Annotated in this window: 19 protein-coding genes and 8 tRNA genes; 6 read left to right on the forward strand and 21 right to left on the reverse strand. The window is 39.9% G+C overall.

What is annotated here, in order from left to right; all coding sequences use genetic code 11:
• Positions 1-390: 390 nt before the first annotated feature.
• Positions 391-1,806 (forward strand): alanine/glycine:cation symporter family protein, encoded by a 1,416-nt coding sequence (locus PMAN_RS08870; protein WP_010557091.1) that lies wholly within the window; start codon positions 391-393, stop codon positions 1,804-1,806.
• 138 nt (positions 1,807-1,944) lie between these two features.
• Positions 1,945-3,543: a BCCT family transporter gene (locus PMAN_RS08875; protein WP_010557092.1), complete on the forward strand. Its 1,599-nt coding sequence runs from the start codon at positions 1,945-1,947 to the stop codon at positions 3,541-3,543.
• A 463-nt stretch (positions 3,544-4,006) separates the two neighbouring features.
• Here PMAN_RS08875 and PMAN_RS08880 read toward each other — a convergent pair.
• The 12 genes from PMAN_RS08880 to PMAN_RS08935 all read right to left on the reverse strand — a co-directional run bounded on the left by PMAN_RS08880 (position 4,007) and on the right by PMAN_RS08935 (position 9,510).
• Positions 4,007-4,093 (reverse strand) — tRNA-Leu (locus PMAN_RS08880).
• A gap of 38 nt (positions 4,094-4,131) precedes the next feature.
• Positions 4,132-4,205 (reverse strand) — tRNA-Cys (locus PMAN_RS08885).
• Positions 4,206-4,224: 19 nt separating this feature from the next.
• A tRNA-Gly gene (locus PMAN_RS08890) sits at positions 4,225-4,300 on the reverse strand.
• A gap of 127 nt (positions 4,301-4,427) precedes the next feature.
• Positions 4,428-4,514 (reverse strand) — tRNA-Leu (locus tag PMAN_RS08895).
• Between the two features lie 39 nt (positions 4,515-4,553).
• Positions 4,554-4,629: transfer RNA gene (locus PMAN_RS08900), tRNA-Gly, on the reverse strand.
• Between the two features lie 65 nt (positions 4,630-4,694).
• Positions 4,695-4,780 (reverse strand) — tRNA-Leu (locus PMAN_RS08905).
• Between the two features lie 36 nt (positions 4,781-4,816).
• Positions 4,817-4,890, reverse strand: a tRNA-Cys gene (locus PMAN_RS08910).
• 30 nt (positions 4,891-4,920) lie between these two features.
• A tRNA-Gly gene (locus PMAN_RS08915) sits at positions 4,921-4,996 on the reverse strand.
• Between the two features lie 140 nt (positions 4,997-5,136).
• Positions 5,137-5,682, reverse strand: a complete 546-nt coding sequence (gene pgsA / locus PMAN_RS08920; RefSeq protein ID WP_006794013.1) for a CDP-diacylglycerol--glycerol-3-phosphate 3-phosphatidyltransferase — start codon at positions 5,680-5,682, stop codon at positions 5,137-5,139.
• A gap of 42 nt (positions 5,683-5,724) precedes the next feature.
• Entirely contained in the window at positions 5,725-7,548 is a 1,824-nt protein-coding gene (gene uvrC, locus PMAN_RS08925) for an excinuclease ABC subunit UvrC (protein ID WP_010557093.1), read from the reverse strand.
• Between the two features lie 9 nt (positions 7,549-7,557).
• Positions 7,558-8,208 (reverse strand): UvrY/SirA/GacA family response regulator transcription factor, encoded by a 651-nt coding sequence (gene uvrY / locus PMAN_RS08930; RefSeq protein WP_006794015.1) that lies wholly within the window; start codon positions 8,206-8,208, stop codon positions 7,558-7,560.
• Positions 8,209-8,358: 150 nt separating this feature from the next.
• Complete coding sequence (locus PMAN_RS08935; RefSeq protein WP_010557094.1) at positions 8,359-9,510, reverse strand: dicarboxylate/amino acid:cation symporter; 1,152 nt, start codon at positions 9,508-9,510, stop codon at positions 8,359-8,361.
• A gap of 458 nt (positions 9,511-9,968) precedes the next feature.
• On the opposite strand from PMAN_RS08935, the gene cysK reads away from it, so the two are divergent.
• Both cysK and PMAN_RS08945 read left to right on the forward strand, forming a co-directional pair.
• The gene (gene cysK, locus PMAN_RS08940) at positions 9,969-10,937 is read left to right on the forward strand and encodes a cysteine synthase A (RefSeq protein ID WP_006794017.1); all 969 of its coding nucleotides are present in this window, start codon (positions 9,969-9,971) and stop codon (positions 10,935-10,937) included.
• Between the two features lie 143 nt (positions 10,938-11,080).
• Positions 11,081-11,515: a hypothetical protein gene (locus tag PMAN_RS08945; RefSeq protein WP_006794018.1), complete on the forward strand. Its 435-nt coding sequence runs from the start codon at positions 11,081-11,083 to the stop codon at positions 11,513-11,515.
• Between the two features lie 64 nt (positions 11,516-11,579).
• Here PMAN_RS08945 and PMAN_RS08950 read toward each other — a convergent pair whose 3' ends face one another.
• The 8 genes from PMAN_RS08950 to PMAN_RS08985 form a co-directional block, all read right to left on the reverse strand.
• Positions 11,580-13,856, reverse strand: coding sequence for an acyl-CoA dehydrogenase (locus tag PMAN_RS08950; protein ID WP_010557095.1), 2,277 nt, complete (start codon positions 13,854-13,856; stop codon positions 11,580-11,582).
• Positions 13,857-14,108: 252 nt separating this feature from the next.
• On the reverse strand, positions 14,109-14,897 hold the full coding sequence (locus PMAN_RS08955) for a putative porin (protein ID WP_010557096.1): 789 nt from the start codon (positions 14,895-14,897) through the stop codon (positions 14,109-14,111).
• 197 nt (positions 14,898-15,094) lie between these two features.
• Positions 15,095-15,469, reverse strand: coding sequence for a PH domain-containing protein (locus PMAN_RS08960; RefSeq protein WP_006794021.1), 375 nt, complete (start codon positions 15,467-15,469; stop codon positions 15,095-15,097).
• Complete coding sequence (locus PMAN_RS08965; protein WP_010557097.1) at positions 15,469-16,377, reverse strand: ABC transporter ATP-binding protein; 909 nt, start codon at positions 16,375-16,377, stop codon at positions 15,469-15,471. The genes PMAN_RS08960 and PMAN_RS08965 overlap by 1 nt, the downstream gene beginning before the upstream one ends.
• On the reverse strand, positions 16,374-17,201 hold the full coding sequence (locus PMAN_RS08970) for an ABC transporter permease subunit (protein ID WP_010557098.1): 828 nt from the start codon (positions 17,199-17,201) through the stop codon (positions 16,374-16,376). Before PMAN_RS08970 ends, PMAN_RS08965 begins: the two co-directional genes overlap by 4 nt.
• 144 nt (positions 17,202-17,345) lie before the next feature.
• A complete protein-coding gene (locus tag PMAN_RS08975; protein WP_010557099.1) occupies positions 17,346-18,527 on the reverse strand; it encodes a cystathionine beta-lyase in 1,182 nt (393 codons plus the stop codon).
• A 9-nt stretch (positions 18,528-18,536) separates the two neighbouring features.
• On the reverse strand, positions 18,537-19,457 hold the full coding sequence (nudC, locus tag PMAN_RS08980) for an NAD(+) diphosphatase (protein WP_010557100.1): 921 nt from the start codon (positions 19,455-19,457) through the stop codon (positions 18,537-18,539).
• 163 nt (positions 19,458-19,620) lie between these two features.
• The gene (locus PMAN_RS08985) at positions 19,621-20,124 is read right to left on the reverse strand and encodes a LabA-like NYN domain-containing protein (RefSeq protein WP_010557101.1); all 504 of its coding nucleotides are present in this window, start codon (positions 20,122-20,124) and stop codon (positions 19,621-19,623) included.
• Between the two features lie 147 nt (positions 20,125-20,271).
• Here PMAN_RS08985 and PMAN_RS08990 point away from each other — a divergent pair, with 147 nt between their 5' ends.
• Both PMAN_RS08990 and PMAN_RS08995 read left to right on the forward strand, forming a co-directional pair.
• Complete coding sequence (locus tag PMAN_RS08990; protein ID WP_010557102.1) at positions 20,272-20,895, forward strand: hypothetical protein; 624 nt, start codon at positions 20,272-20,274, stop codon at positions 20,893-20,895.
• Complete coding sequence (locus PMAN_RS08995) at positions 20,895-21,638, forward strand: DUF3307 domain-containing protein (protein ID WP_010557103.1); 744 nt, start codon at positions 20,895-20,897, stop codon at positions 21,636-21,638. Before PMAN_RS08990 ends, PMAN_RS08995 begins: the two co-directional genes overlap by 1 nt.
• A gap of 55 nt (positions 21,639-21,693) precedes the next feature.
• Here the strand turns inward: PMAN_RS08995 and PMAN_RS09000 are convergent, their stop codons facing one another.
• Positions 21,694-23,091 (reverse strand): DEAD/DEAH box helicase, encoded by a 1,398-nt coding sequence (locus PMAN_RS09000; protein WP_010557104.1) that lies wholly within the window; start codon positions 23,089-23,091, stop codon positions 21,694-21,696.
• Positions 23,092-23,150: the final 59 nt, after the last annotated feature.

The following is a 23,150-nucleotide window of genomic DNA, read 5'->3' on the forward strand; positions in this document are numbered from 1 at the left end:
TATTGTTAAAGAACGTTTGAGTTGCCTTAGCGACTCAAGGGAAGCGAATCTTACGCTTTCCTGTATTTTTGTCAACACTTAATTTTAAACTTTATAAAAATCTAAACTCAAGTTTTACTCGACTCACTAAGTGGTTTGCTTGCAGCTTAAGCGTTGCCTGCTCTGCCGTCTCAGTGGGGTCGCATTATAGGGAGCCGCGAATTTAACGCAAGCCTTTTTTAACTAAAAAAGTGATTTAAATTGCACCCAAAGCAAGCGCACACCCTAAACACAAGTTACCCACAAACACCTGTTGATAACTCTATTTTTATGGTCGTTTATTCTAAACACTTGGCCATTCCTATGGTAAGTTGCGGTCACTTTTTTAACGCATGTCTTTAGGTAGTATTTATGGCAGATATAATAAATAGTATAAGTGGTCTCTTATGGGGGCACGTCCTCGTATACTTATTAATAGCAGCGGGTTTATTTTTTACCTTTAAATTAGGTTTTATTCAATTTGTACAATTTCCACATATGTTCAAGGTTATGTTTGGATCTCGAAAATGTGGGAATAACGAAATCTCTTCTTTTCAAGCTTTTTGTACTTCATTAGCAGCTCGAGTTGGTACTGGAAATATGGCAGGTGTCGCTGTTGCATTGTATCTGGGTGGCCCGGGAGCTATTTTTTGGATGTGGTTAATTGCATTAATTGGTATGGCGACAAGCTTTGCCGAAAGTACACTTGCACAAGCTTATAAAACAAAAGATGCTGAAGGCAATTTTAGAGGTGGTCCAGCTTACTATATGCAAACCGGCCTAGGTAAGCGTTGGATGGGGGTTTTATTCTCACTGTGTTTAATTTTAGCTTTTGGTCTGGTATTTAATGCTGTACAGTCAAACTCTATTGCTGCCGCTTTTGAAGTAGCATTTGATATCCCAAAATATATTGTAGGTATTTGTTTAGTTATTGGTTCTGGGATCATCATATTTGGGGGCCTTAAAACAATATCTCGATTTGCTGAAATGGTTGTGCCTTTTATGGCTCTGGCCTATTTATGTGTTGCGCTTTATGTTTGTGCTATTAACTTTTCTGCACTTCCTGATGTATTCATGTTAGTAATTAACAGTGCTTTTGGAATAGAGCAAGCCGGTGCTGGCGCTATAGGTTATGGTGTAATACAAGCGATGATCCAAGGAATTAAACGTGGTTTGTTCTCTAACGAAGCAGGTATGGGTAGCGCCGCTAATGCTGCAGCAACAGCAACACCTTACCCTCCTCACCCTGCTTCACAGGGTTATGTGCAAATGCTTGGGGTTTTTATTGACACAATTGTAATTTGTACTGCGACTGCATCACTTATCCTTCTATCTCAGCAATTAATTCCTGAATCAGGAGTATTAGGTATAGAATTGACTCAAGCAGCATTATCAGAACATGTTGGTAGTTGGGGCACTTATTTTATCGCTATTGCAATTTTATTCTTTGCCTTTACCTCTATTGTTGCTAATTACTCGTATGCAGAAACTAATCTTATGTTTTTAGAACATAACTCCCAAAAAGGGATGTTTATATTCCGCTTGATTGTTTTAGGAATGGTTATGTTTGGGGCCGTAGGTGAGCTCGGATTAATTTGGACATTAGCCGATATATCTATGGGTTTAATGGCTATTGTTAATGTAATCGCGTTATTTATGCTTTCAGGTGTCGTTGTATGGCTTTCAAAAGACTATAACGAACAACGTAAAAAAGGCCTAATCCCCTCGTTTGATAAAAGTAAACATCCAAAACTAGATAAAGAAGTAGACCCTCTAGCTTGGAAATAAAAATAAAAAAGCGAGCTCCGGCTCGCTTTTTTAGTTCTAAAGTTTATTTACCCAACATTAAAACTTAGATTAATTTTTACCACTACTTTATATTTACTACGTATAGGAACAAAAAGAGATATCTAAAAAGGAGAGCAGATGAATGACATGACAAAAAAATACAGTATCGATACCACTGATTATCAAGTTGGACAAGATAATATTCAAAAATGGGGGTTTGATATACATAATCCTGTATTTGGAATAAGCGCTTTTTTAGTTGTTTTATTTGTATTGCTTAGCTTGGTTTTTGACCCTACCGTTACCCGCGACGCACTAACCTCCACTAAAGACGCTATCATAAATCAATTCGATAGTTACTTTATGTTACTTGCTAACGCCTTTGTAATTTTTTGTATTATCTTGGCATTCTCTCCCTTAGGTAAAATTCGTTTAGGCGGTGTCAAAGCTCGTCCAGATCATGGTTACATATCGTGGCTTGCCATGTTATTTGCTGCAGGAATGGGCATTGGATTACTATTTTGGGGTGTTGCAGAACCAACGGCTTATTATACAGGTTGGTATCATATGCCTATGGGGGTTGAACCAAATTCACCACAAGCACATTCATTAGCTTTAGGTGCGACTATGTACCACTGGGGTTTGCACGGATGGGCAATTTACGCAGTAGTTGGCTTAAGCTTGGCTTTTTTTGCATTTAATAAAGGCCTACCTTTATCTATACGTTCTGTTTTCTATCCCTTATTTGGTGATCGCGCATGGGGGTGGATGGGGCATATCATAGATATACTCGCGGTATTGTCGACTTTATTTGGTTTAGCAACATCACTTGGGCTTGGCGCACAACAAGCGACCAGTGGTATAAATTACCTATTAGGCACCGATTATGGCACTGCTTTTCAAATATCTGTTATTGGCTTAGTAACGTGTATTGCTATTTTCTCTGTTATTAGAGGTATTGAGGGCGGTGTAAAAGTACTAAGCAACGTTAATTTAATTTGTGCGTTTTTTTTGCTGTTAGTTGTTATCGTACTTACATTCTCTGATTCAATCCCTGCTGTTTGGTTTACCCTGGGAGCATACGTAGAACATTTTGTACCATTGAGTAATCCTTTTAATAGGCCCGATGAAGATTGGATGCATTCTTGGACTGTATTTTATTGGGCGTGGTGGATATCTTGGTCACCGTTTGTTGGTATGTTTATAGCGCGTGTTTCAAAAGGGCGCACTGTACGAGAGTTCTTACTTGTTGTTATAGGCCTACCAACTCTGCTTAGCCTTGTGTGGATGGGTGTATTTGGCAATATGGCAATAACACAAGTTATAGATAAAGTCGGGCCACTTGGACAAAATGGTTTGACTGATATTTCAGTTACTTTATTTCAGGTATATGAACAGCTACCGTTTTCTAGCTTTATTTCTATTATTTCTATTGCTTTAGTTTTAGTCTTTTTTATCACTTCATCTGATTCAGGATCACTGGTGATAGACGGCATAACTGCTGGCGGTAAAATTGATGCACCAGTGCCACAGCGTATATTTTGGGCTACTGTCGAAGGTATGATAGCAGCAGTGTTACTCTGGGTTGGCGGCTCGCAAGCCTTACAAGCACTTCAATCGGGTGTAGTAACTACTGCACTCCCATTTTCAATCATACTTATTTTAATGTGTGTTGCGCTTATACAAGGCTTGCTAAGCGAATACCCTACTTATAAGGTTCAAAGCAAACTGCACTAACAATTCATCCGGTATAAGTGGCTCTTAAGAGTCGCTTATACAAATCATATAAAACTTATTATAGCCACGTCACATTTTTCCTCAATCTAGCTCTAGTTACTACTTTTTTATTTTAAAAGCGCAAACCTTACTCTCATCGTGTTGAAAATACCCTGATTGACTAAAACATAGATAAAGGCGTAATTGAATTACTAATGTTCTGATTTGTTTATTTTGTTATGGACAAGTGCGTTACTCATACAGATTCACATAATTAAGTACTATTTCGGATTGGTATTAACTGAGCTGAGTGAAATAAAGTAATGACGATAAAATTAGGCCTTGCAAAGGCTACGTAATAAAATCTTTAAATAGTAAAGTTAAGGAGATATCAAAAATAGATTAGGTAAATGAGATTTGAATGTATATTAAAAAATTTGTGGTGTGAGTTTTTGTGATTTCGGATTTGGGATTTATATAGAGATGGTGCCCGAGGCCGGACTTGAACCGGCACGACTTGTTAGTCGAGGGATTTTAAATCCCTTGTGTCTACCAATTCCACCACTCGGGCATCGAGTTTGCTAATTAAAGCGCGTGGAGTAAATTATGTGGAGGCGGAACCCGGAGTCGAACCGGGGTAAACGGATTTGCAATCCGGTGCATGGCCACTCTGCCATTCCGCCTTAACGCTTCCATATAATTTGGAGCGGCACACGAGGCTCGAACTCGTGACCTCGACCTTGGCAAGGTCGCGCTCTACCAACTGAGCTAGTGCCGCATAAAACATTATCAGTAATTTGTTCGTTGGTGCGCGACCATGTCGCGGCAAAACGTTCTGGCAACTAAACTAACGCCAAAAATACTAATTTATCAACTTCAAATTACCTTGGTATGATAATTTAAAGTGGTGCCCGAGGCCGGACTTGAACCGGCACGACTTGTTAGTCGAGGGATTTTAAATCCCTTGTGTCTACCAATTCCACCACTCGGGCATCGAGTTTGCTACTTAAAGCAAGTGGATAAAACTAATATGGAGCGGCACACGAGGCTCGAACTCGTGACCTCGACCTTGGCAAGGTCGCGCTCTACCAACTGAGCTAGTGCCGCATCATATTAATTCTACTATTACATTTTAAAAGTTATATGTTGGTGCATATAACTAAACCACAAAGTGGTGCCCGAGGCCGGACTTGAACCGGCACACTCTAAGAGCGAGGGATTTTAAATCCCTTGTGTCTACCAATTCCACCACTCGGGCATCGAGTTTGCTATTTAAAGCGCGTGGAGTGTTGATTGGAGGCGGAACCCGGAGTCGAACCGGGGTAAACGGATTTGCAATCCGGTGCATGGCCACTCTGCCATTCCGCCCCAGCACTGGGGTTATAACCTTAGATAACTTGGAGCGGCACACGAGGCTCGAACTCGTGACCTCGACCTTGGCAAGGTCGCGCTCTACCAACTGAGCTAGTGCCGCATTTCGTTATCTTGGGGGCTATGCCCTCTCAACACGGACGCATTCTACAGAGATTATTAAACGCGTCAATACAAAAAATGCTAGTTTTGAACTGTTTGCTTGTTTTTTATCTAAAACGGTGCGTTATTATACATTTACAGTTAATTTTTGGTCAATTCACTCCATGCAGCGTTCAAATATTGCAGCATAGAACTCAGGGTCAAAAAGGTTGCTATATAGAGTAGCCCAAAACTTAAATAATTCATCCAGGTGTCATATTGCCAAATCAAACCAATGATGGCTAACATTTGCGCAGCAGTTTTAATTTTTCCCATATTAGATACAGCTACATTGCCACGCTTGCCCTGCTCAGCCATCCATTCCCTTAATGCTGATATAACTATTTCTCGACTAATAATAATAAGCGCAGGAATGGTCATATACATTGACTGATATTGATCAGAGAGAGCAACAAGTGCAGCACACACCATTACCTTGTCTGCAACAGGATCTAAAAAGGCTCCAAATGGCGTTGATTGTTCTAACTTTCTTGCAAGGTAGCCATCAAGTATATCGGTAATTGATGCTAGCCAAAAAATAAAAGCGGCAGCAAAAAAAGCCCAGCTATAAGGCAAATAAAATATCACCAAAAAAATGGGGATAAGAAAAAGTCTAAATGTTGTGAGTGTGTTTGGAATATTCCACATAACTACTTGGATATGTCTTTTCTTTTATATTCGCATGAAGGGCTAGCCCTTGTCATGTAAATGGTTAAATATCTTCTCAGCCATATCAGGGCTGATCCCGGGAACTTTCTTTAATTGTTCTATATTAGCAGCTTTTACCCCCTGCATGCCCCCTAAATATTTTAATAATGTTTGGCGACGCTTAGAACCTACTCCATTAATTTCTTCCAACAATGATTGTGTTCGCTGTTTTTGACGCTTATTACGATGCCCAGCTATTGCAAAACGGTGAGATTCATCTCGTATATGTTGTATTAGGTGAAGTGCAGGCGCATCAGAATCCATCGGAATTGTTTTACGCCCACCATCTATGAGCAATGTTTCTAGGCCAGGTTTACGGCTCGTCCCTTTTGCAACCCCGACTAGCAGAGGCTTTTTAGAATGAGACCAATTAGAAAAATATTGCTCTGCACGCCCTAACTGTCCTTTACCGCCATCTATAAATATTACATCGGGGATTTTGTCTTCATCCACTAATTTGTTGTAACGCTTATTTAAAGCAAACTCCATGGCTGCATAATCATCACCACCGGTTATACCGGTTACATTATAGCGCCTGTATTCTTTTGTATTTGGGCCTTGTGAATCGAAAACAACGCAACTTGCTACCGTGTTTTCTCCCATAGTATGGCTTATATCAAAACATTCCATTCGCGCTATATCATCTAGGCGTAATGTTGCTTTTAATTGGGCATAGCGTTTATTAATAGAGTCTTGTGTACTTTGTTTGACAGCAATACTGTTTAACGCATTTTTATTTGCTAGTTGAAGGTATTGCGCACGCTCTCCACGTGTAACCACTTTAAGCGCCACTTTACGATCGCTTATTTGCGTCAGTGCTTCGCTTAACGCACTGCTCTCTTCTATTTCAAACGGTAGAATAATTTCTTTAGCAATGCGTCCTGTTGCACCTGGTGCTAAATAATATTGACCTAAGAATGAAGTTAAAATTTCTTGCTCGCTTGAATCTTTAGGTACTTTTGGAAAGTACGTTTTACTGCCGAGCACTTTATGATCGCGGATCATTAATAAATGTATGCCGTTTAATCCATTTAAATGAGCAAAACCCACCACATCCATTTCTGCAAAGTTACCCGAAATAGATTGTTGTTCCTGCATTTTACGCAGTAGCATTATTTGATCACGTACTTTTGCGGCAAGCTCAAAGTTGAGCTCCGCACTGGCCGCTTCCATTTTTTTTATTAGTTCGGCAATCACTTCATCCGATTTACCCGTCAAAAATTTGCGAACATAGTCAACTTGTTCACTGTAGTCTTGCTCGGTAACTTTGTTAACGCATGGCGCAGAGCAACGCTTGAGCTGATACTGCAAACAAGGGCGACTTCGGGCACGATAATAAGCATCTTCGCATTGACGAACGGGAAATATTTTTTGCATTAAACGCAAACTTTCCGAGACCGCGCCTGCACTCGGAAATGGACCAAAATACTCACCTTTTATTTTGCGGCTACCTCTATGGAACGCTAACCGCGGATGCTTATGGTTCGTTAATAAAATATAGGGGTACGACTTATCATCTCGCAGTAGAATATTATAACGAGGCTGATATTTTTTTATGAGGTTATTTTCAAGCAGTAGCGCTTCGGTTTCGGTGTTGGTCAGTGTGACTTCTATATCATTAATGTTACTGACTAAAACACGGGTTTTGCTGTCGGTAATGTTGGATCTAAAGTAACTGCTTACGCGTTTTTTTAATTGTTTAGCTTTACCAACATAAATAACTTGGTTGTCACTATCAAGCATGCGGTAAACACCGGGCTCGCTTGATAGCGTTTTTAAAAAATGTACGTGATCAAATTCAGACATATAAAAGGGTTAGTACGATACGTCTATGTCAATCATCTTATGACGAATAGCTAAATGTGTAAGTTCAACATCGCCACCTACATTCAATTTTTCAAACATTCGGTAACGATAGCTATTAACTGTTTTAGAACTGAGGTTTAAGCGCTCTGCAATATCTTGTGCTTTTTCACCTTTGGTGATCATAAGCATTATTTGGAGTTCGCGCTCTGATAAGCTCTGGAACGGATTTTCGTCTGTACGACCAGTAACCTGTGCCAGTGCTATTTGTTGTGCAATTTCAGGCGCGATGTAGCGTTGACCTGCATGGACTGAACGAATGGCACGAACCATTTCATCAGAGCCAGCTCCTTTGGTAAGAAAGCCGTGTGCACCAATTTGCATTACTTTAGACGGAAATGGGTCTTCGCAATTAACAGTAAGAACGATAATTTTTACATCTGGGCAATAGCGACAGATCTTTTTAGTTGCCTCTAATCCACCCATGCCAGGCATATTCATATCCATAAGTACAATATTAGGTGTGTGCTGTCGGCAAAACTGAACAGCGGCTTCACCGTCTTTTGCTTCACCTACAACTTTAAACCCACGCACATCATCTAATATGCGTCTGATCCCAGTTCGTACTAGTTCATGATCATCAACTAAAAGTACATTAATCAATGCAATACCCTCATTAACTCAACTACACACGTCTAAATAATTCAATTTGTCACATTAACACAGTTAAAGCGAAACAATAACTAATATTATCGCTCTCACTCAGGCACGTTAACTAAAGTTAAAAGTACTGAAATCAATGTGCCCAGCGATTTAAGAGGCTGACTTTTCACTAAAACGGTCAACCCATAATGCAATAATACCATCACCGGTAACATTACATGCCGTACCAAAGCTGTCTTGTGCTAAGTACAGTGCAATCATTAATGCCACAGCCCCTTCATTAAAGCCAAGCATGCTTGTTAAAAGCCCAAGCGCCGACATTACCGCACCACCCGGTGCGCCTGGCGCTGCAATCATCACAACACCGAGCATAAATATAAATGGCAACATGCCCATTAACGATGGCACTTCCATACCTGGCGATAAAAACATAACGGCCATGGCACACGTAACAATAGTAATCGTTGAACCCGACAAATGAATGGTGGCACATAAAGGTACAGTAAAGTTTGCTACGTCTTCTTTAACATTATTTGCTTTACTTGATTGCAACGAAACAGGAATAGTTGCTGCACTCGACATAGTACCTAATGCAGTAAAATAAGCCGGTAGCATATTTTTAACTAACTCAAGTGGATTACGCTTCAATAAAATGCCTGTTGCAATATACAGAACACTTAACCATAGCCAATGCATTACAAGGGCTGCAATGAGCACCACGCCAAATGTTTGCAGCGTATCAACCACTGTGCCTGCTACAGTCATTTCAGCAAATACACCGGCAATATAAAACGGTAATGCCGGAATAATCACTTTTGACAATAACGCATCTATTACATCACGACCCTGATCCGATACTTTTTTTAATGTGTCTAATTCAAGCTGGCTCATACCAATACCAAATATGAAAGCCGTAGCAAGCGCAGTCATCACCCCCATTAATGGTGGGATTTCTATATCAATAAAACTGCCTATTTCAGTGGCTACTTCAGCTTCGAACGTAATACCCCCACTTAAAAATGGGATAACAGCACTGACTAATAAAAAAGCAAGCGTGCCGGCGATAATGGTAGAGCTATACGCAAATCCAACCGTTTTACCAAGTAAGTGGCCAGAACCTTTAGGAAGCCCTGCAATACCAGAAGCAATAAAAAATAGAATAATAAGAGGAATAGTGAAGGAAATAATTTGACCAATTAACTCTTTAACCGTAAATAAGAGTTCAACACCTGTCAAAGGCACATAAAAGCCTACCAATATACCAGCCACAATGCCGGCAATTAACTTCAAAATTAACTTCATTTTTATTACTCAATTATTGTTAGATAAACGTTTTTATCATGTTTTGATTGGCTTGTGTCATAAAACCGCTGAACTAAAGTTTGTTTGCATAAATAATCATCAATAAAAAGTACATTTGGTCTCGATAAAGTACCATATTCAAAAATCAGTCAATTTATTAGTCATTGGGCCGCATGAGCGTCTGCGCCTATTTAAATATTTAAGCGTCTCTTTAGTTTATTTACAGGTAAAAAGCCGACATAACAAACAAAAGCGTCTTATCATTAAATTTAATGTGCCAACCTAATAACAAAAGGCACAGCTAATATAGATTTTTATTTCACTTAGTTATAAGCTCAATAGATATATCTTATAGCCAAACTTTACTTTTATTTTTTTAAACTCTCAGTAAAGTGTCAACATATAGTTAGTAGCAAAGGCTATTAGCACGTTGATCAGATTGTATCCAAAGGAACATTATGTCTACTATTTTTGAAGATAACTCACTTAGTATCGGTAATACACCACTGGTAAAACTTAAACGTGTTACAGGTGGGAATGTATTCGCTAAAGTGGAAGCGCGTAACCCAAGCTTTAGTATAAAATGCCGCATTGGTGCATCGATGATTTGGGAGGCTGAAAAAGCAGGTCAGCTAACTGAGGGTAAAGAACTTATCGAGCCTACATCTGGTAATACAGGTATTGCATTGGCCTTCGTTGCCGCAGCACGTGGTTACAAACTAACGCTTACCATGCCTAACACTATGAGCTTAGAGCGTCGTAAACTTCTAAAAGCACTGGGCGCTAACCTTGTGCTTACAGACGGTGCTAAAGGTATGAATGGTGCAATCCAAAAAGCAAAAGAGATTCAAGCCACCGATCCTGAAAAGTATATCTTGCTACAGCAGTTTGAGAATCCAGCAAACCCAAAAATACACTTTGAGACTACAGGCCCAGAAATTTTTGATGCTCTTGACGGAAAAGTGGATTACTTTGTAGCAGGCGTAGGTACTGGCGGGACTATAACAGGTGTCAGTCGCTACCTTAAAACAGAAAAAGGTCTAAATGTTAAGTCTATTGCTGTTGAGCCAACTAACTCGCCAGTAATCAGCCAAACACTTGCCGGTGAAGAAGTAAAACCAGGGCCTCATAAAATTCAAGGTATTGGCGCAGGATTTATCCCTGGAAACCTAGACATGAGCCTAATAGATGCTGCAGAGCAAGTATCTAACGAAGATGCAATTGCAATGGCACATGAGCTAATGAAAAAAGAAGGTATACTAGTGGGTATTTCATCGGGCGCTGCTGTAGTGGCAGCAAAACGTATTGCTGAAAAACCAGAAAATGCCGACAAAAATATTGTTGTTATTTTACCAAGTGCCACTGAACGTTACTTATCAAGCCCGCTATTTGATGAGGAATTTAGTGACCAAGAGCTTGTTCAATAATCATAGCTAACCATTTTTTGAAAGGATGCCTAGGCATCCTTTTTTATTATTTACTCTGCAATATCTTTTTATTTACCTTCCATGTCTTTACATATTAGCTAATTCACCACACACTTAAATAAAACTAACCAACAAAAATTAACATGAAAAAAATAACCTATTTAGTCAGCCTTATTCTGTGTTTGTTTTTAGTTGCCTGTGGCGATGATGTAAAAAAACTTGGCGATTCACCCGGTGACACTGCAACAGCCTACTTTGATGCCTTGTACAATCAGCAAGACCTTCAAAAAGCAACAACCATGGCAACACCCAACCTTACGCGAATCATGAAGTCGTACGGTACAGCTAAACAATTTACTCGTAACTTAGTTAACATGCAGTACGATGAGGTTATTATTGAAGTTGATATGACCAATATGAGTGTACGCGAACAGTATGGTGACAATGCTAAAATAAATCTTATTTTCACCGGTTATTTAAACGGTAACAAAATAGATGACATGCGTAGCGTAAAAATGCTACGTAAAAAAGGTAAATGGTATATCGACAAAATAGTTGCAGACCCATACGCACGTTAATCATTATATTAAAAAAAGGCCTTACACATGTAAGGCCTTTTTTATTTACGGTTCAAATAATTAGCTACAACTCGCCTTGCTGAAAGTTATCAACCGCTATTGCTTGCTTACGTAGCTTATTAGCATGGTGCATAGCATCGGCATCGGTTTGCGTTACTAAATCATTGTCTAATGCAAAGTTAATCGCACCTTCAATATCGAGCGTTGCAGGAATATTACCCTTGCGCTGCCATTGTTTTAAATCTTTGAATTGAGCCTGCATATCGTGCATAGCTAAAAATGCATTTTCCATTACCCCTGTACCTGCGTTTTCATCTACATAACACAAATGAGTTAAGCGATTTCTAAACACACCTGGTTGTGTCATATGCTCGCAAATACGTTGTGCAATTTCATCGCTTGGTTTTTCGTAATGATTACCAATTGGAAATACAATACGCTTAAGCACAAAATTAATAATCGGGTTTGAGAAATTTTTGAAAAAACCATCAAACGCTTGGCCAATTTCAAATAACGATGTTTCTATCGCATATTTAACAAAAGGTAAGTCTGCTTGTTGACGACCTTCGTCTTCGTAGCGTTTTAAAACCGTAGAAGCTAAATACAACTGACTTAATACATCACCTAATCGGGCAGATATCATCTCTTTGCGTTTGAGCTCACCACCTAACATTAACATGGCTACGTCAGTACAAATAGCCAAGCCTCTGCTCATTCTGCTTAGGTGCTTGTAGTAAACTGCGGTTTCGCCGCCAACAGGCGCTTTTGCAAAGTAACTACGTGTTAAACCATGTATAAATGCCATGCTGGCATTACTTACAGCAAATAATATATGGTTCATTAATAAACCATCAAATTGATTCAAAGCAGCATCGTCGTCTTCAAGTGCAGCGGCCTCCATTTCTTTTAGAACAAAGGGATGACAACGGGTCGCTCCTTGGCCAAATATCATTAAATTTCGAGTTAAAATATTTGCGCCTTCTACCGTAATAGATACCGGTATTCCCATATAACCATGTGCCAAATAGTTATTTGGCCCCACCTGAATGCCTTTGCCTGAATGAATATCCATCGCATCATTCATTACTGTACGACCCATTTCAGTCATATGGTATTTGGCAATAGCGGTGACAACCGAAGGGCTAAGTTTTAAATCGATTGCGCCAGCCGTCATTAACCGACATGACTCTAGCGTGTAAGTCAAGCCACCAATGCGAGCAAGCGCTTCTTGCACACCTTCAAATTGCCCAATAGATACACCAAATTGCTGGCGAACTACGGCATATGCTGAAGTCATTTTAGCCGCTAAGTGACCGGTTGCAGCACTTAAAGCCGGCAGCGAAATACCACGCCCTGCACTTAAACACTCCACCAGCATGCGCCAGCCACGCCCCGCACACTCTTGCCCACCAATAATCCAGTCAAGCGGAATAAACACGTCTTTACCATAAGTTGTACCGTTCATAAATGCCATATTAAGTGGGTAATGACGCTCACCTGTTTTAACTCCTGGGTGATCGGTTGGAATAAGTGCGCACGTAATACCAAGCTCTTTTTCGTCTCCTAATAAACCATCGGGGTCATACATTTTAAAAGCAAGGCCTAATACTGTGGCAACGGGTGCAAGGGTAATGTAACGTTTTGACCAGTTTAAACGCAGGCCAATTACTTCTTCACCATTGTGCTCTCCTTTACATACAACGCCAGAGTCTGGAATGCTACCGGCATCAGAGCCTGCTTCTGGGCCTGTAAGTGCAAAGCATGGAACATCTTCACCATTGGCAAGCGTTGGTAACCAGCGGTCTTGTTGCTCTTTAGTACCGTAATGCAGCAATAGCTCACCCGGCCCTAAACTATTTGGCACCATTACGGTAACCGCCGCAGTTAAACTCTTGGTCGAAATTTTTGAAACAATGGTTGAATTAGCAATCGCCGAAAACTCTCGTCCACCAAACTTTTCAGGAATGATTAATGCAAAAAAACCTTCTTTTTTTAAGTAATCCCACACTTCTTTTGGCAAGTCTTTGTCTTTTTGCACTATTTGGTAATCATCTAGCATCGCCATTAGGGTCTCAACCTGATTAGCCATAAATGCGTTTTCTTTTTCGCTCAATTCTGGCTTTGGAAAATTGTGTAATTTTTTCCAATCAGGGTTACCACTAAATAGTTCTCCATCCCACCAAACATCGCCTGCTTCCATAGCCTCTCGCTCTGTTTGCGAAAGCGGTGGAAGTACTTTTTTAAACATTTTAAACGTGGGTCTACTGATCAGGTTTAAACGGATATCTTTAACGGCAAAAATAACCACTATAACAACCAGTAAAATGATAAATACCGACATGCCTACATTCCTTTAACATTAGAAATTAATAACCTAAGTATGACCCATCTTAGTTTAAATACAATCATTGCAAATACGCTGCCTACTAAGCCTGTAAATTGGGTAATAAAGAATAAACTAGTCTGTAATTATTAATTTTGATATGGGTAAAGCAACTAACAAATAAAACGTATAGGCCTTAATAATACAAAAGCCCGCTGCATGAGCGGGCTTATATTTTAATTAAGCTGAAAACTTAAATTGCGTTATTAATTAAAACTGAAAACGCATGTTTGCAAAGTAAGCATCATTATCAGAGTCATCGGCATTGTTCTCGTAACCTACTTTAAGGCCAATATTTTTGTTAATGAAGTGCTGAGCACCAAAGCTGTAGGTATCTTGTTTATCGTAGCTTGCAAATACAGAAGTCGCTTTTGAGAAATAGTAATTCGTTTCTGCCACCCATTGGTTTTCAGCATCATCAATGCTTTCGTATTTACCTTCAAATGTTAAGTAGTTACCTTGCTGTAAATCAATAAAGTATTTAGCAGCAACGGCGCGGTAATCAAAATCATCATCCGCAGTAACAGTTACACCAATGTAATCGGTACTGTTAAGCATATGGTTATACGCTAAATCGAATAAAGCGAAGTCTTCGCCATCTTTATTTTCAACTAGAGTCACTTTTGCAAGCAAATCTGGGTTAAAAAAGTAACCGCCTGAAATTGTATATGCTTCGTTATGATTGCCAACATCAAGGTTTGTGTATGATGCACCAATAACAAATTCATTAATAAAGTACTCACCACCAACTAACGTTGCATCGCTAAAGTCGTCATCAGCGTATGCGCCGTAAATGTTGCTTTGTTTATTAATGTATTCAAATTGGTCGTACGGGCCTAATGTTTTTTTAGGTGATAGGTAATAAATAGAATCTACAGCAACGGTATCGTTATTGTCGCTGTCTTTGTAACTTAAGTTACTGATTGAGTTATAGCTGTCTGCAGCAGCCGCAGTGCTAGATAATAAAATGCTTGAAATAATAACTGCTAATTTTTTCATTGTAAGACTTCCCTATGTACATTGCGTTTTATGCTTTAGCTAAATTACTAAAGTGGGCACATGCTAACGCCGGGAAACTGAATGAAAACTTAATTAAACCATTGTATTTGTTGAGTTAATTGTAAGGAGGTGTAAGAAACTGTAAAATTAAAGTAGTTGCAACATTTAGTCAACAACTACTTAAAGTAGTTGTACAATTATAGAGCGTGTTGGCTAATTACTCTATAAACCTCATTAATGTTATCGCCTGCTTTAAACTCTTTTGTAAGTGGCGTTGGGTCAGAGCCAATCCAAATTTTAAGTTCAGCATCCAAATCAAAGTGCCCTGCACTCTCTTTGCTAAACTTGGTAATTTTAGAGTAAGCAATACTCACCATTTCCATTTTAGAACCAGTTACACCTTGCTTATCAATTAAAATTAAGCGCTTATTAGTAAAAATGAACATATCGCGAATAACTTTATAGGCTTTTTCGACGTGCTCACCCTCAATTAATGTATTAGCGAGTACTTTTTCTAAATCAGAATCATCAACTTCGCTTGCGTTACCCATTAATCCGCTTAATAAACCCATTATACTTTCTCCTGTTTAAAAATTTGATTTTCTAATGTATGGCCATTAACCAATTGCCTGTATTGCCAATTATGTTGGTGGCAAAACTGTAATAGTGCAATATCAAGTGCCTGCTCAGATTGTGTGTATTCAATAACATACTCTTTGTGTTGGCTCATATAAACAGAGCTTACACCATTGAGTAACTGTAACTGTTGCTCAACGTTTTCATACATCTCGTTTAGCATTAATGTGTAAAAGTGTTTGTCGGTTTGATTTACTTTTGTTTGGTGCTCACTCAATACGCCTTTATCTAAATGCAGCACTTGGGAACATAACCGCTCAAGCTCAGTTAAATCGTGCGAACTTAAAATAAAGGTTGCTTCAGAGCTCAACGTTGACACCAACTCACGTACTTCTCTGGCATGAATAGGATCAAGTCCTGCGGTTGCCTCATCTAGCATAACAATTTGCGGCGAACCAATAAGAGCCTGAGCTATAGTTACACGTTTGCGCATACCATGAGATAAATCACCTGCACGGTTTTTAGCAATTTCACGCAGCCCAACTAAATCAAGCACGCGTAATGCTTCTGTTTGGCTTTGCTTGGTACTCATACCTTGTAATTTGGCATAAAAAGCAAGTTGTTTATCTATATTAAAACGCGGATCGAGCTGCGCATCTTGTGGTAAAGCACTGACCTTATTAAATAATGCGGCACTGCCGGGTTTATGGCCGAGTATTTCAAGCTCACCATTGCTGGGCGCTATATAGCCGCATAACAAACTAAATAATGTCGTTTTACCCGCACCATTTGGGCCAACTAGAGCAACAGGAGCACCTTGCTCAATTTCAAAGTTCACATTATTAAGCGCAAGTTTAGACCCATACGACTTACTTAAATTACGCCCTGTAATTAATGGATTCATAGTGAGCTCCTTGCAAAAATACGTTGAGCCACTGCCAGTAACACAGCAGTTTGTACAAGTGGTATTCCCACGGCACTTAATAATGGCAGGTTTTGACCGGCGAGTTGCTCTATTTGTACACCCGGGAATAAATAATCTAGCGCGCTTAATGCAGGTATTTGCCACTGTAGTAAACCCACTACAATTCCACCCGCTGTAAAATATAAAATAGCGAGTACAATTGATAACCGCGATGAACGTGCAAAAGTATTAATTAAAGTCATTAACGCCACAAACGGTGCAAATGTAACTATAAGAATTGAAAATATTGACACAGCGCGGCCAACACCCCCTACCAACAAACTCGGATCGCGATACCCTAATACCGCTAATGTGGCCACAAGAGTAATTGCGACCAAACACGTTAATACAGCTAATTGCCCTATAAACCGGCCAAACAAAATTTCAAATCGGGTTGAACGCAATGATAAAAACCTAAGTGTACCGCGCTCTCTGTCACCCACTGTTTGGTCACTACAAATAAATAAACTAAACACAGGAAAACTGTACAAAGCAATTAACCAATACATAGCAAACTCGGCTTCAGGCCAATCAAGAAGTTTACTCAAGCCAATTGAGCCTGAAATATCGCGGGCTATTTGCTCAAAGTTTGGGGAGCTAATAATGCTCACCGCTTGCCCTATCGGGTAGCGTAAAATAATTAACCAAACAAGTGCAAATGCCGCCAGGGCTATAAGCCCACGTTTAGTTAAAAACATACGTACAAGCTCAAATCCCGCTATTTGCGTTAATCGCCCTACGTTTATTGGTAATGGTGTTGCCATTGACTATCCTTAATGACGTTGCTAATGCTTTAGTTCAAAGCCTAATATAACTACCCTAAGTGTAAACACCTTGAATTACCAGCAAAAAAAAGCCCACTAAGAGTGAGCTTTGTAACAAACCATTTAAATGTAACAAGCGCAGAGTTATAAATGCTGCTTGTATACCTCAAGCGCTTGGCTTAAATCAGCTAATAAGTCGTCGATATCTTCAAGGCCAATATGCAATCTAATAACCGGTCCTAAATCCCACCCGGTGGTTGAACGCAGTCCTTTCATTGTTAAGTTAGCGGTAACTAAACTTTCAAAGCCACCCCACGAAAAACCCATTTTAAAATGCTGAAGGCTATCTAAAAATGCATCTATCGCTTTTTGATTCCCTGTTTTCATAACTATTGAAAACAACCCATTACTGCCATCAAAGTCGCGCTTAAAAAACGCATGCCCAGGGCAGCTTTCAAATGCAGGATGGCGAATATGATCAACTAACTCATGTTGCTCAAGCCATTTTGCCACCTCTATCGCCGCCTTTTCATGCTGATTTAAACGCACGCTCATCGTGCGTAAACCGCGCAGTGCTAAGTATGCATCGTCAGCACTTGTACACTGGCCTAATAAGTAAGAATGCTCGCGCAGCGTTGGCCAATATTTTTTATTAGCCACTGCAACCCCCATCATTACATCCGAATGACCAACAATGTACTTTGTTGCCGCCTGAATACTAATATCGACGCCATGCTCAAGCGGTCGGTAATGAAGACCGTTTCCATAGGTGTTATCCAGCATGGTCATCACATTATGTTCTTTGGCTACGTTTACCATGGCTGGGACGTCTTGAATTTCCATCGTTATGGAGCCAGGAGATTCTAAAAATAACACCTTGGTATTTGGCTTAATATAATCTTTTATACGTGCACCAATTGTTGGCGGATAATAAGTAGTGGTAATACCTAGGCCTGCTAAAATTTTATCGCAAAAATCGCGAGTAGGCTCATATGCATTATCAACCATTAAAATATGGTCGCCACTTTTTAAAAACGACAATAACGCTTGGCTAATTGCAGCAGCCCCACACGGATAAAGTGCACACCCTTCACCGCCTTCTAAATCGGTAATGGCTTCTTGTAATGCAAAGTGGGTGGTAGTGCCACGACGCCCATAAAAGAGGGTTTTATCGCCACGCTTCTTCGCTGCTTCTTTAAGTTCTGCAACCGAATCAAATACCACCGTTGATGCGCGCTGCACAACGGGGTTTACTACACCATGGGTGTAAGCTTTTTTGCGCCCAGATGACACAAGCTGAGTATTTTTATTACTGTTACTCGACATGGTTATTCCTTATGGATTAGTACGCCAATGTTCAATTAAATAGCGAGAAATAGAATCAGTACGAGGTAGTTTTAAATGCTCGCCTTCGTCATGCCAATTACCAAAGTTTGCCAAATCTTCACGGCTAAACCACTTAGCATCGTCAAGTTCGTCCTTATCTACGTTAATTTGCTCAGACGTTGCTTTAGCAAAAAAGCCAAGCATGATAGATGAAGGAAATGGCCATGGCTGAGACGCCACATAGGTTACGTCATCAACGTCAATCCCTGCCTCTTCTTTTACCTCACGGGCAACAGCTTGCTCTAAAGTTTCACCTGGGTCTACAAAGCCGGCTAATGACGAATACATTCCTGTAGGCCACACTGCTTGGCGGCCAAGCAAACATCGCTCAATGCCATCGGCAAACGTTTTAGTTACAACCATAATTACCGCAGGGTCGGTACGAGGAAAGGTGGGGTGTTTACAGCGCTCGTTTTCACATAAACGAGAATGTCCCGCTTCAACTAAGTGGTTTTTACTGCCGCAACGTCCACAAAAACGATGCGTTGCATGCCAATAGCACAACCCGCGTGCAAGCGCAGCAATAGACCCCTCTTTTATATCAACAAGCGGCCCCTGTTTACGAATATCCATAAACTCTGCGCCACTTATTATGGGGGTAAGTGTTGTGTCATCAATAGTAGATACATCGAGGGCAAACACCCCCTGCTGTGTGGTGTTGAAGCCTAAAAATAGCGCATTGGTTAAGTTTAGCTGTGCAATTTTCTCGTACGGTAAAAACTTTATTTGAGGCGTATTTTTAATAAATAATGTCTCGTTGTTTTTTACCAAAAGCCACACGCTTTGCGACGACAATTGACCTTTTAGCCATATTGGGTCTTTTCGCACATTGGAGCATCTATCAAGCGGCATATCACTGTAGTTGAGCATGTAAATCCTTAATTACTCGTCATCGCTTAAAATTAACATAACCACATAGTAAACCCAATTGATTACAACAATAAAAAAAGCCTATATTAGGTTTAAATGAACTATATGGGCTTTGTATTAAAAACTCTCATGTTGCAGGCACTTAGCCTCTGTTTTTTAAGCTTTAAAGTAATAAACTATCATCAATCAAATGAAACTGTTCTGCACTTTGCTTAAGTACTTCGGCGGTTAACTTATCTGCCCCGTATACATCACACGGCACATTATATTGATTTTTTAAATGAGCAAGTAACAGTGCAAAATCGCCATCGCCCGATAGCAAAATTACTTTGTCGAGATTTTTTCCATGCTCTAACATATCTATCGTTATGCCTACATCCCAGTCGCCTTTTGCACTGCCATCTCGGCGCTGAATAAACGGCTTTAGTTTTACCTCAAACCCAATCGCTCTCAAAATATTCTGAAACTGATTTTGCTTTTCATCTCCACGATAAATAGCGTAAGCAAACGCACAATCTATTTCGTACTGCTCCTGGATAACTCGCCAAAAAGCATTGTAATCAAAGTTTTTGCTATAGCTTTCTCTACACGTGTAATAAATATTTTGTACGTCAACAAATATACCTACACGCGGTTTGATGTTTTGCTGCGAGTTAAATGAAGTCATGTAATGCCCTAGTTAGAATAATAGCCATAGCCAAATAATTTAAACTCAGTGTACCTTGCTATTTGCTTTTAAGTAACCTAAATTAGTTACATAACGCTATGTAACCATTTTTGGTTACATTTTAAAAAGTAACTAATTTGGATTGTTATGATTGGTGTGATCAGCGGCGATATTATTAAATCGCAAACTATTCCTAAACAGCAATACGATGCCATGCTTTATGAGCTAGAGCAAAGTTTACGTTGTGTATCGGGCGAGAGTACACTTTGGAATATTTATCGAGGCGACTCTTTTCAATTACAAATAAATAACCCTGAGTATTTGTTTAAGCATGCCGTTTTAATTTATTTATATTTGAAGGCATCAGGGTACGAAGTCAGACAAAGTATGGCTATTGGGGAAATAGATAACCCGCGCAATGATATAAAAACAGCTACAGGTTCAGCATTTACTCTTTCGGGTCATGGCCTTGATAAAATAGCCAATCAACGGTTTTTATTTAATACGCCTCCTCAAAACATCCATGAAAGTTTAAACCTTAATTTAGCCTTTGCTGATGTACTCCTTACTAAAATAACACAAAAACAAGCCAATGCTTTGTACGCCTATTTAACCAGTACAGATAATAGCCATGCAGCTTTAGCAAAAGATCTTAAAACCAGCAGAGAAAACGTAACTAAGCTACTTAATTTAGCCCATTACCAACTTATCGAACGATTTTTAGAGCATGCGAGCAACATTATAAAAAATATAAATCAAGGGAGATGCTAATGGCTTTTTCGCTTTTACTCGTAGCCCTAATTATTGGCCATTTATTGGCTGATTTTTACTGGCAACCCATGAGCTGGGTTAACGACAGAAACTCCCGCCACTTCAAGGCAACTAAACTGTATTTTCATGTATTGGTTCATGGGGTCACTAGCGCAATAATTATTAGCGCGTGGGAATACACTTATGGCTGGCAACAAATTAGCAGTATTGTAATAGCAACCGCCGTTATTATGCTTAGTCATTACGCAATTGATATAGCCAAATCTTACTCAAGCAAAGGTGTCGTGCCCTTTTTAATGGATCAACTTGCCCACATAGCCGTAATAATCTACTTAAGCGTATGGCTGAGCGATAATACACACTTTTTAGACACCCTATATTCACTTGTCACTAACCCAAATGTGTTGTGGGTTGTGTGCGGTTATTTAATTATTTTAAGCCCAAGTGCAGTATTTATTAGAATGATGCTAGAGCGTTTAACGGGTAACTTTAGCAGTAAAGGCAGCTTAGTACTTGCAGGGCAAAGTATTGGCATGTTGGAGCGCGTGTTAATGCTGAGCTTTATTTTACTCGATCAATTTGCGGGTGTTGGATTTTTATTAGCGGCTAAGTCGGTCTTTAGGTTTGGCGATTTAAGCGCCAGTAAAGATAAAAAGCTCACCGAATACGTAATGTTAGGCACACTACTTAGCGTAAGTGTAACTTTGTTTGTAGGTTTAATGGTAAAGTATTTAATACATTAAAAAACGCGCTACCGTTTAAAGTAAGCGCGTTTTTATTAAAACTAACTAAACCTAGTTAGTCATTATTATTTGGACGGCGACGGCGCTGACCGTTTCCGCCTACCGACTGACGCTTTGCCCAAGGGTTTTGTGCGTTATCATCTTTTTTAGCGGCAGGCTTTTTAGAGCCACCACGGCGAGGGCCAGTACCGTTGCCGCCATTATTTGGCTTTTTACTATTTGGTTTACTGCTATCAGATTTAGGTTTGTTAAAAGGTTGCTTTTTCTTTGGCTTTTTAGCAGGTAATGGGCGTGCATCTAATGCGCGTTCTGCTACTGGGTTTACTGGTTCAAAGCCCTCTTCTTCAGCACGAGGAATAAGCTCACCAATAAAGCGTTCAATACCGTATAAATCGACTGCATCATCAACTGTAACAAACGAAATTGCATGGCCCGATGCACCCGCACGTCCTGTACGGCCAATACGGTGAACATAATCTTCATACACATTTGGTAAGTCGTAGTTAACAACATGCGGAAGCTCAACAATATCAAGGCCACGTGCCACAATATCAGTGGCTACAAGTACACGTACTTCGCCACTTTTAAAACCATCTAACGCTTTAACACGTGCGCCTTGTGATTTATTACCATGAATAGCTGCGCCTACGATATCGTCGCGCTCAAGTTGCTTAACCAAACGGTTTGCACCGTGTTTAGTGCGGCTAAATACTAAAACTTGCTGCCAATCGTTACTACGAATTAAATGACTTAGTAAAGCTGTTTTACGGCCTTTATCTACCGCGTAAACGCTTTGCGTTACACTTTTAGCTGTGGTGTTTTTTGCAGCGACTGAAATTTCAACCGGATCGTTTATTAATCCTTTAGCTAACGCTCGGATATCATCTGAAAACGTTGCCGAAAACATGAGGTTTTGGCGCTTAGCAGGCATTTTAGCAATAATGCGTTTAATGTCGTGAATAAACCCCATGTCGAGCATGCGGTCGGCTTCATCTAAAACGAGCACTTCTACGCTATCAAACTTAACGGCATTTTGATTATGTAAATCAATTAAACGCCCAGGCGTTGCCACTAAAATATCGACACCTTTACGAAGGCGCTGCATTTGCGGGTTAATTTTAACCCCACCATACACAACAAACGAACTCACGTTTGAATGCTTAGCGTACTCTTCAACGTTTTCGCTTACCTGAAGTGCAAGTTCACGTGTAGGCGCTAAAATAAGCGCACGTACATGGTTACTTTTTGCTTTTGGGCCCGTAGATAAACGTTCGATAAGTGGAAGCGTAAAACCCGCTGTTTTACCTGTGCCAGTTTGTGCTGCCGCCATTACATCGCGACGCTCTATAATTGCAGGAATTGCTTGAGCCTGAATTGGCGTTGGCGTTTCATAGCCCTTTTCTAAAACCGCATTAACTAAAGACTGTGATAAACCTAGACCTTCAAAACTCATATAAACTCTCTTTTAAATAAGGCCAAAGTGGCCAGTTGCGCGCATTATACCTGTCGTGG

Source organism: Pseudoalteromonas marina (assembly GCF_000238335.3).
GTDB classification, from domain to species: domain Bacteria; phylum Pseudomonadota; class Gammaproteobacteria; order Enterobacterales; family Alteromonadaceae; genus Pseudoalteromonas; species Pseudoalteromonas marina.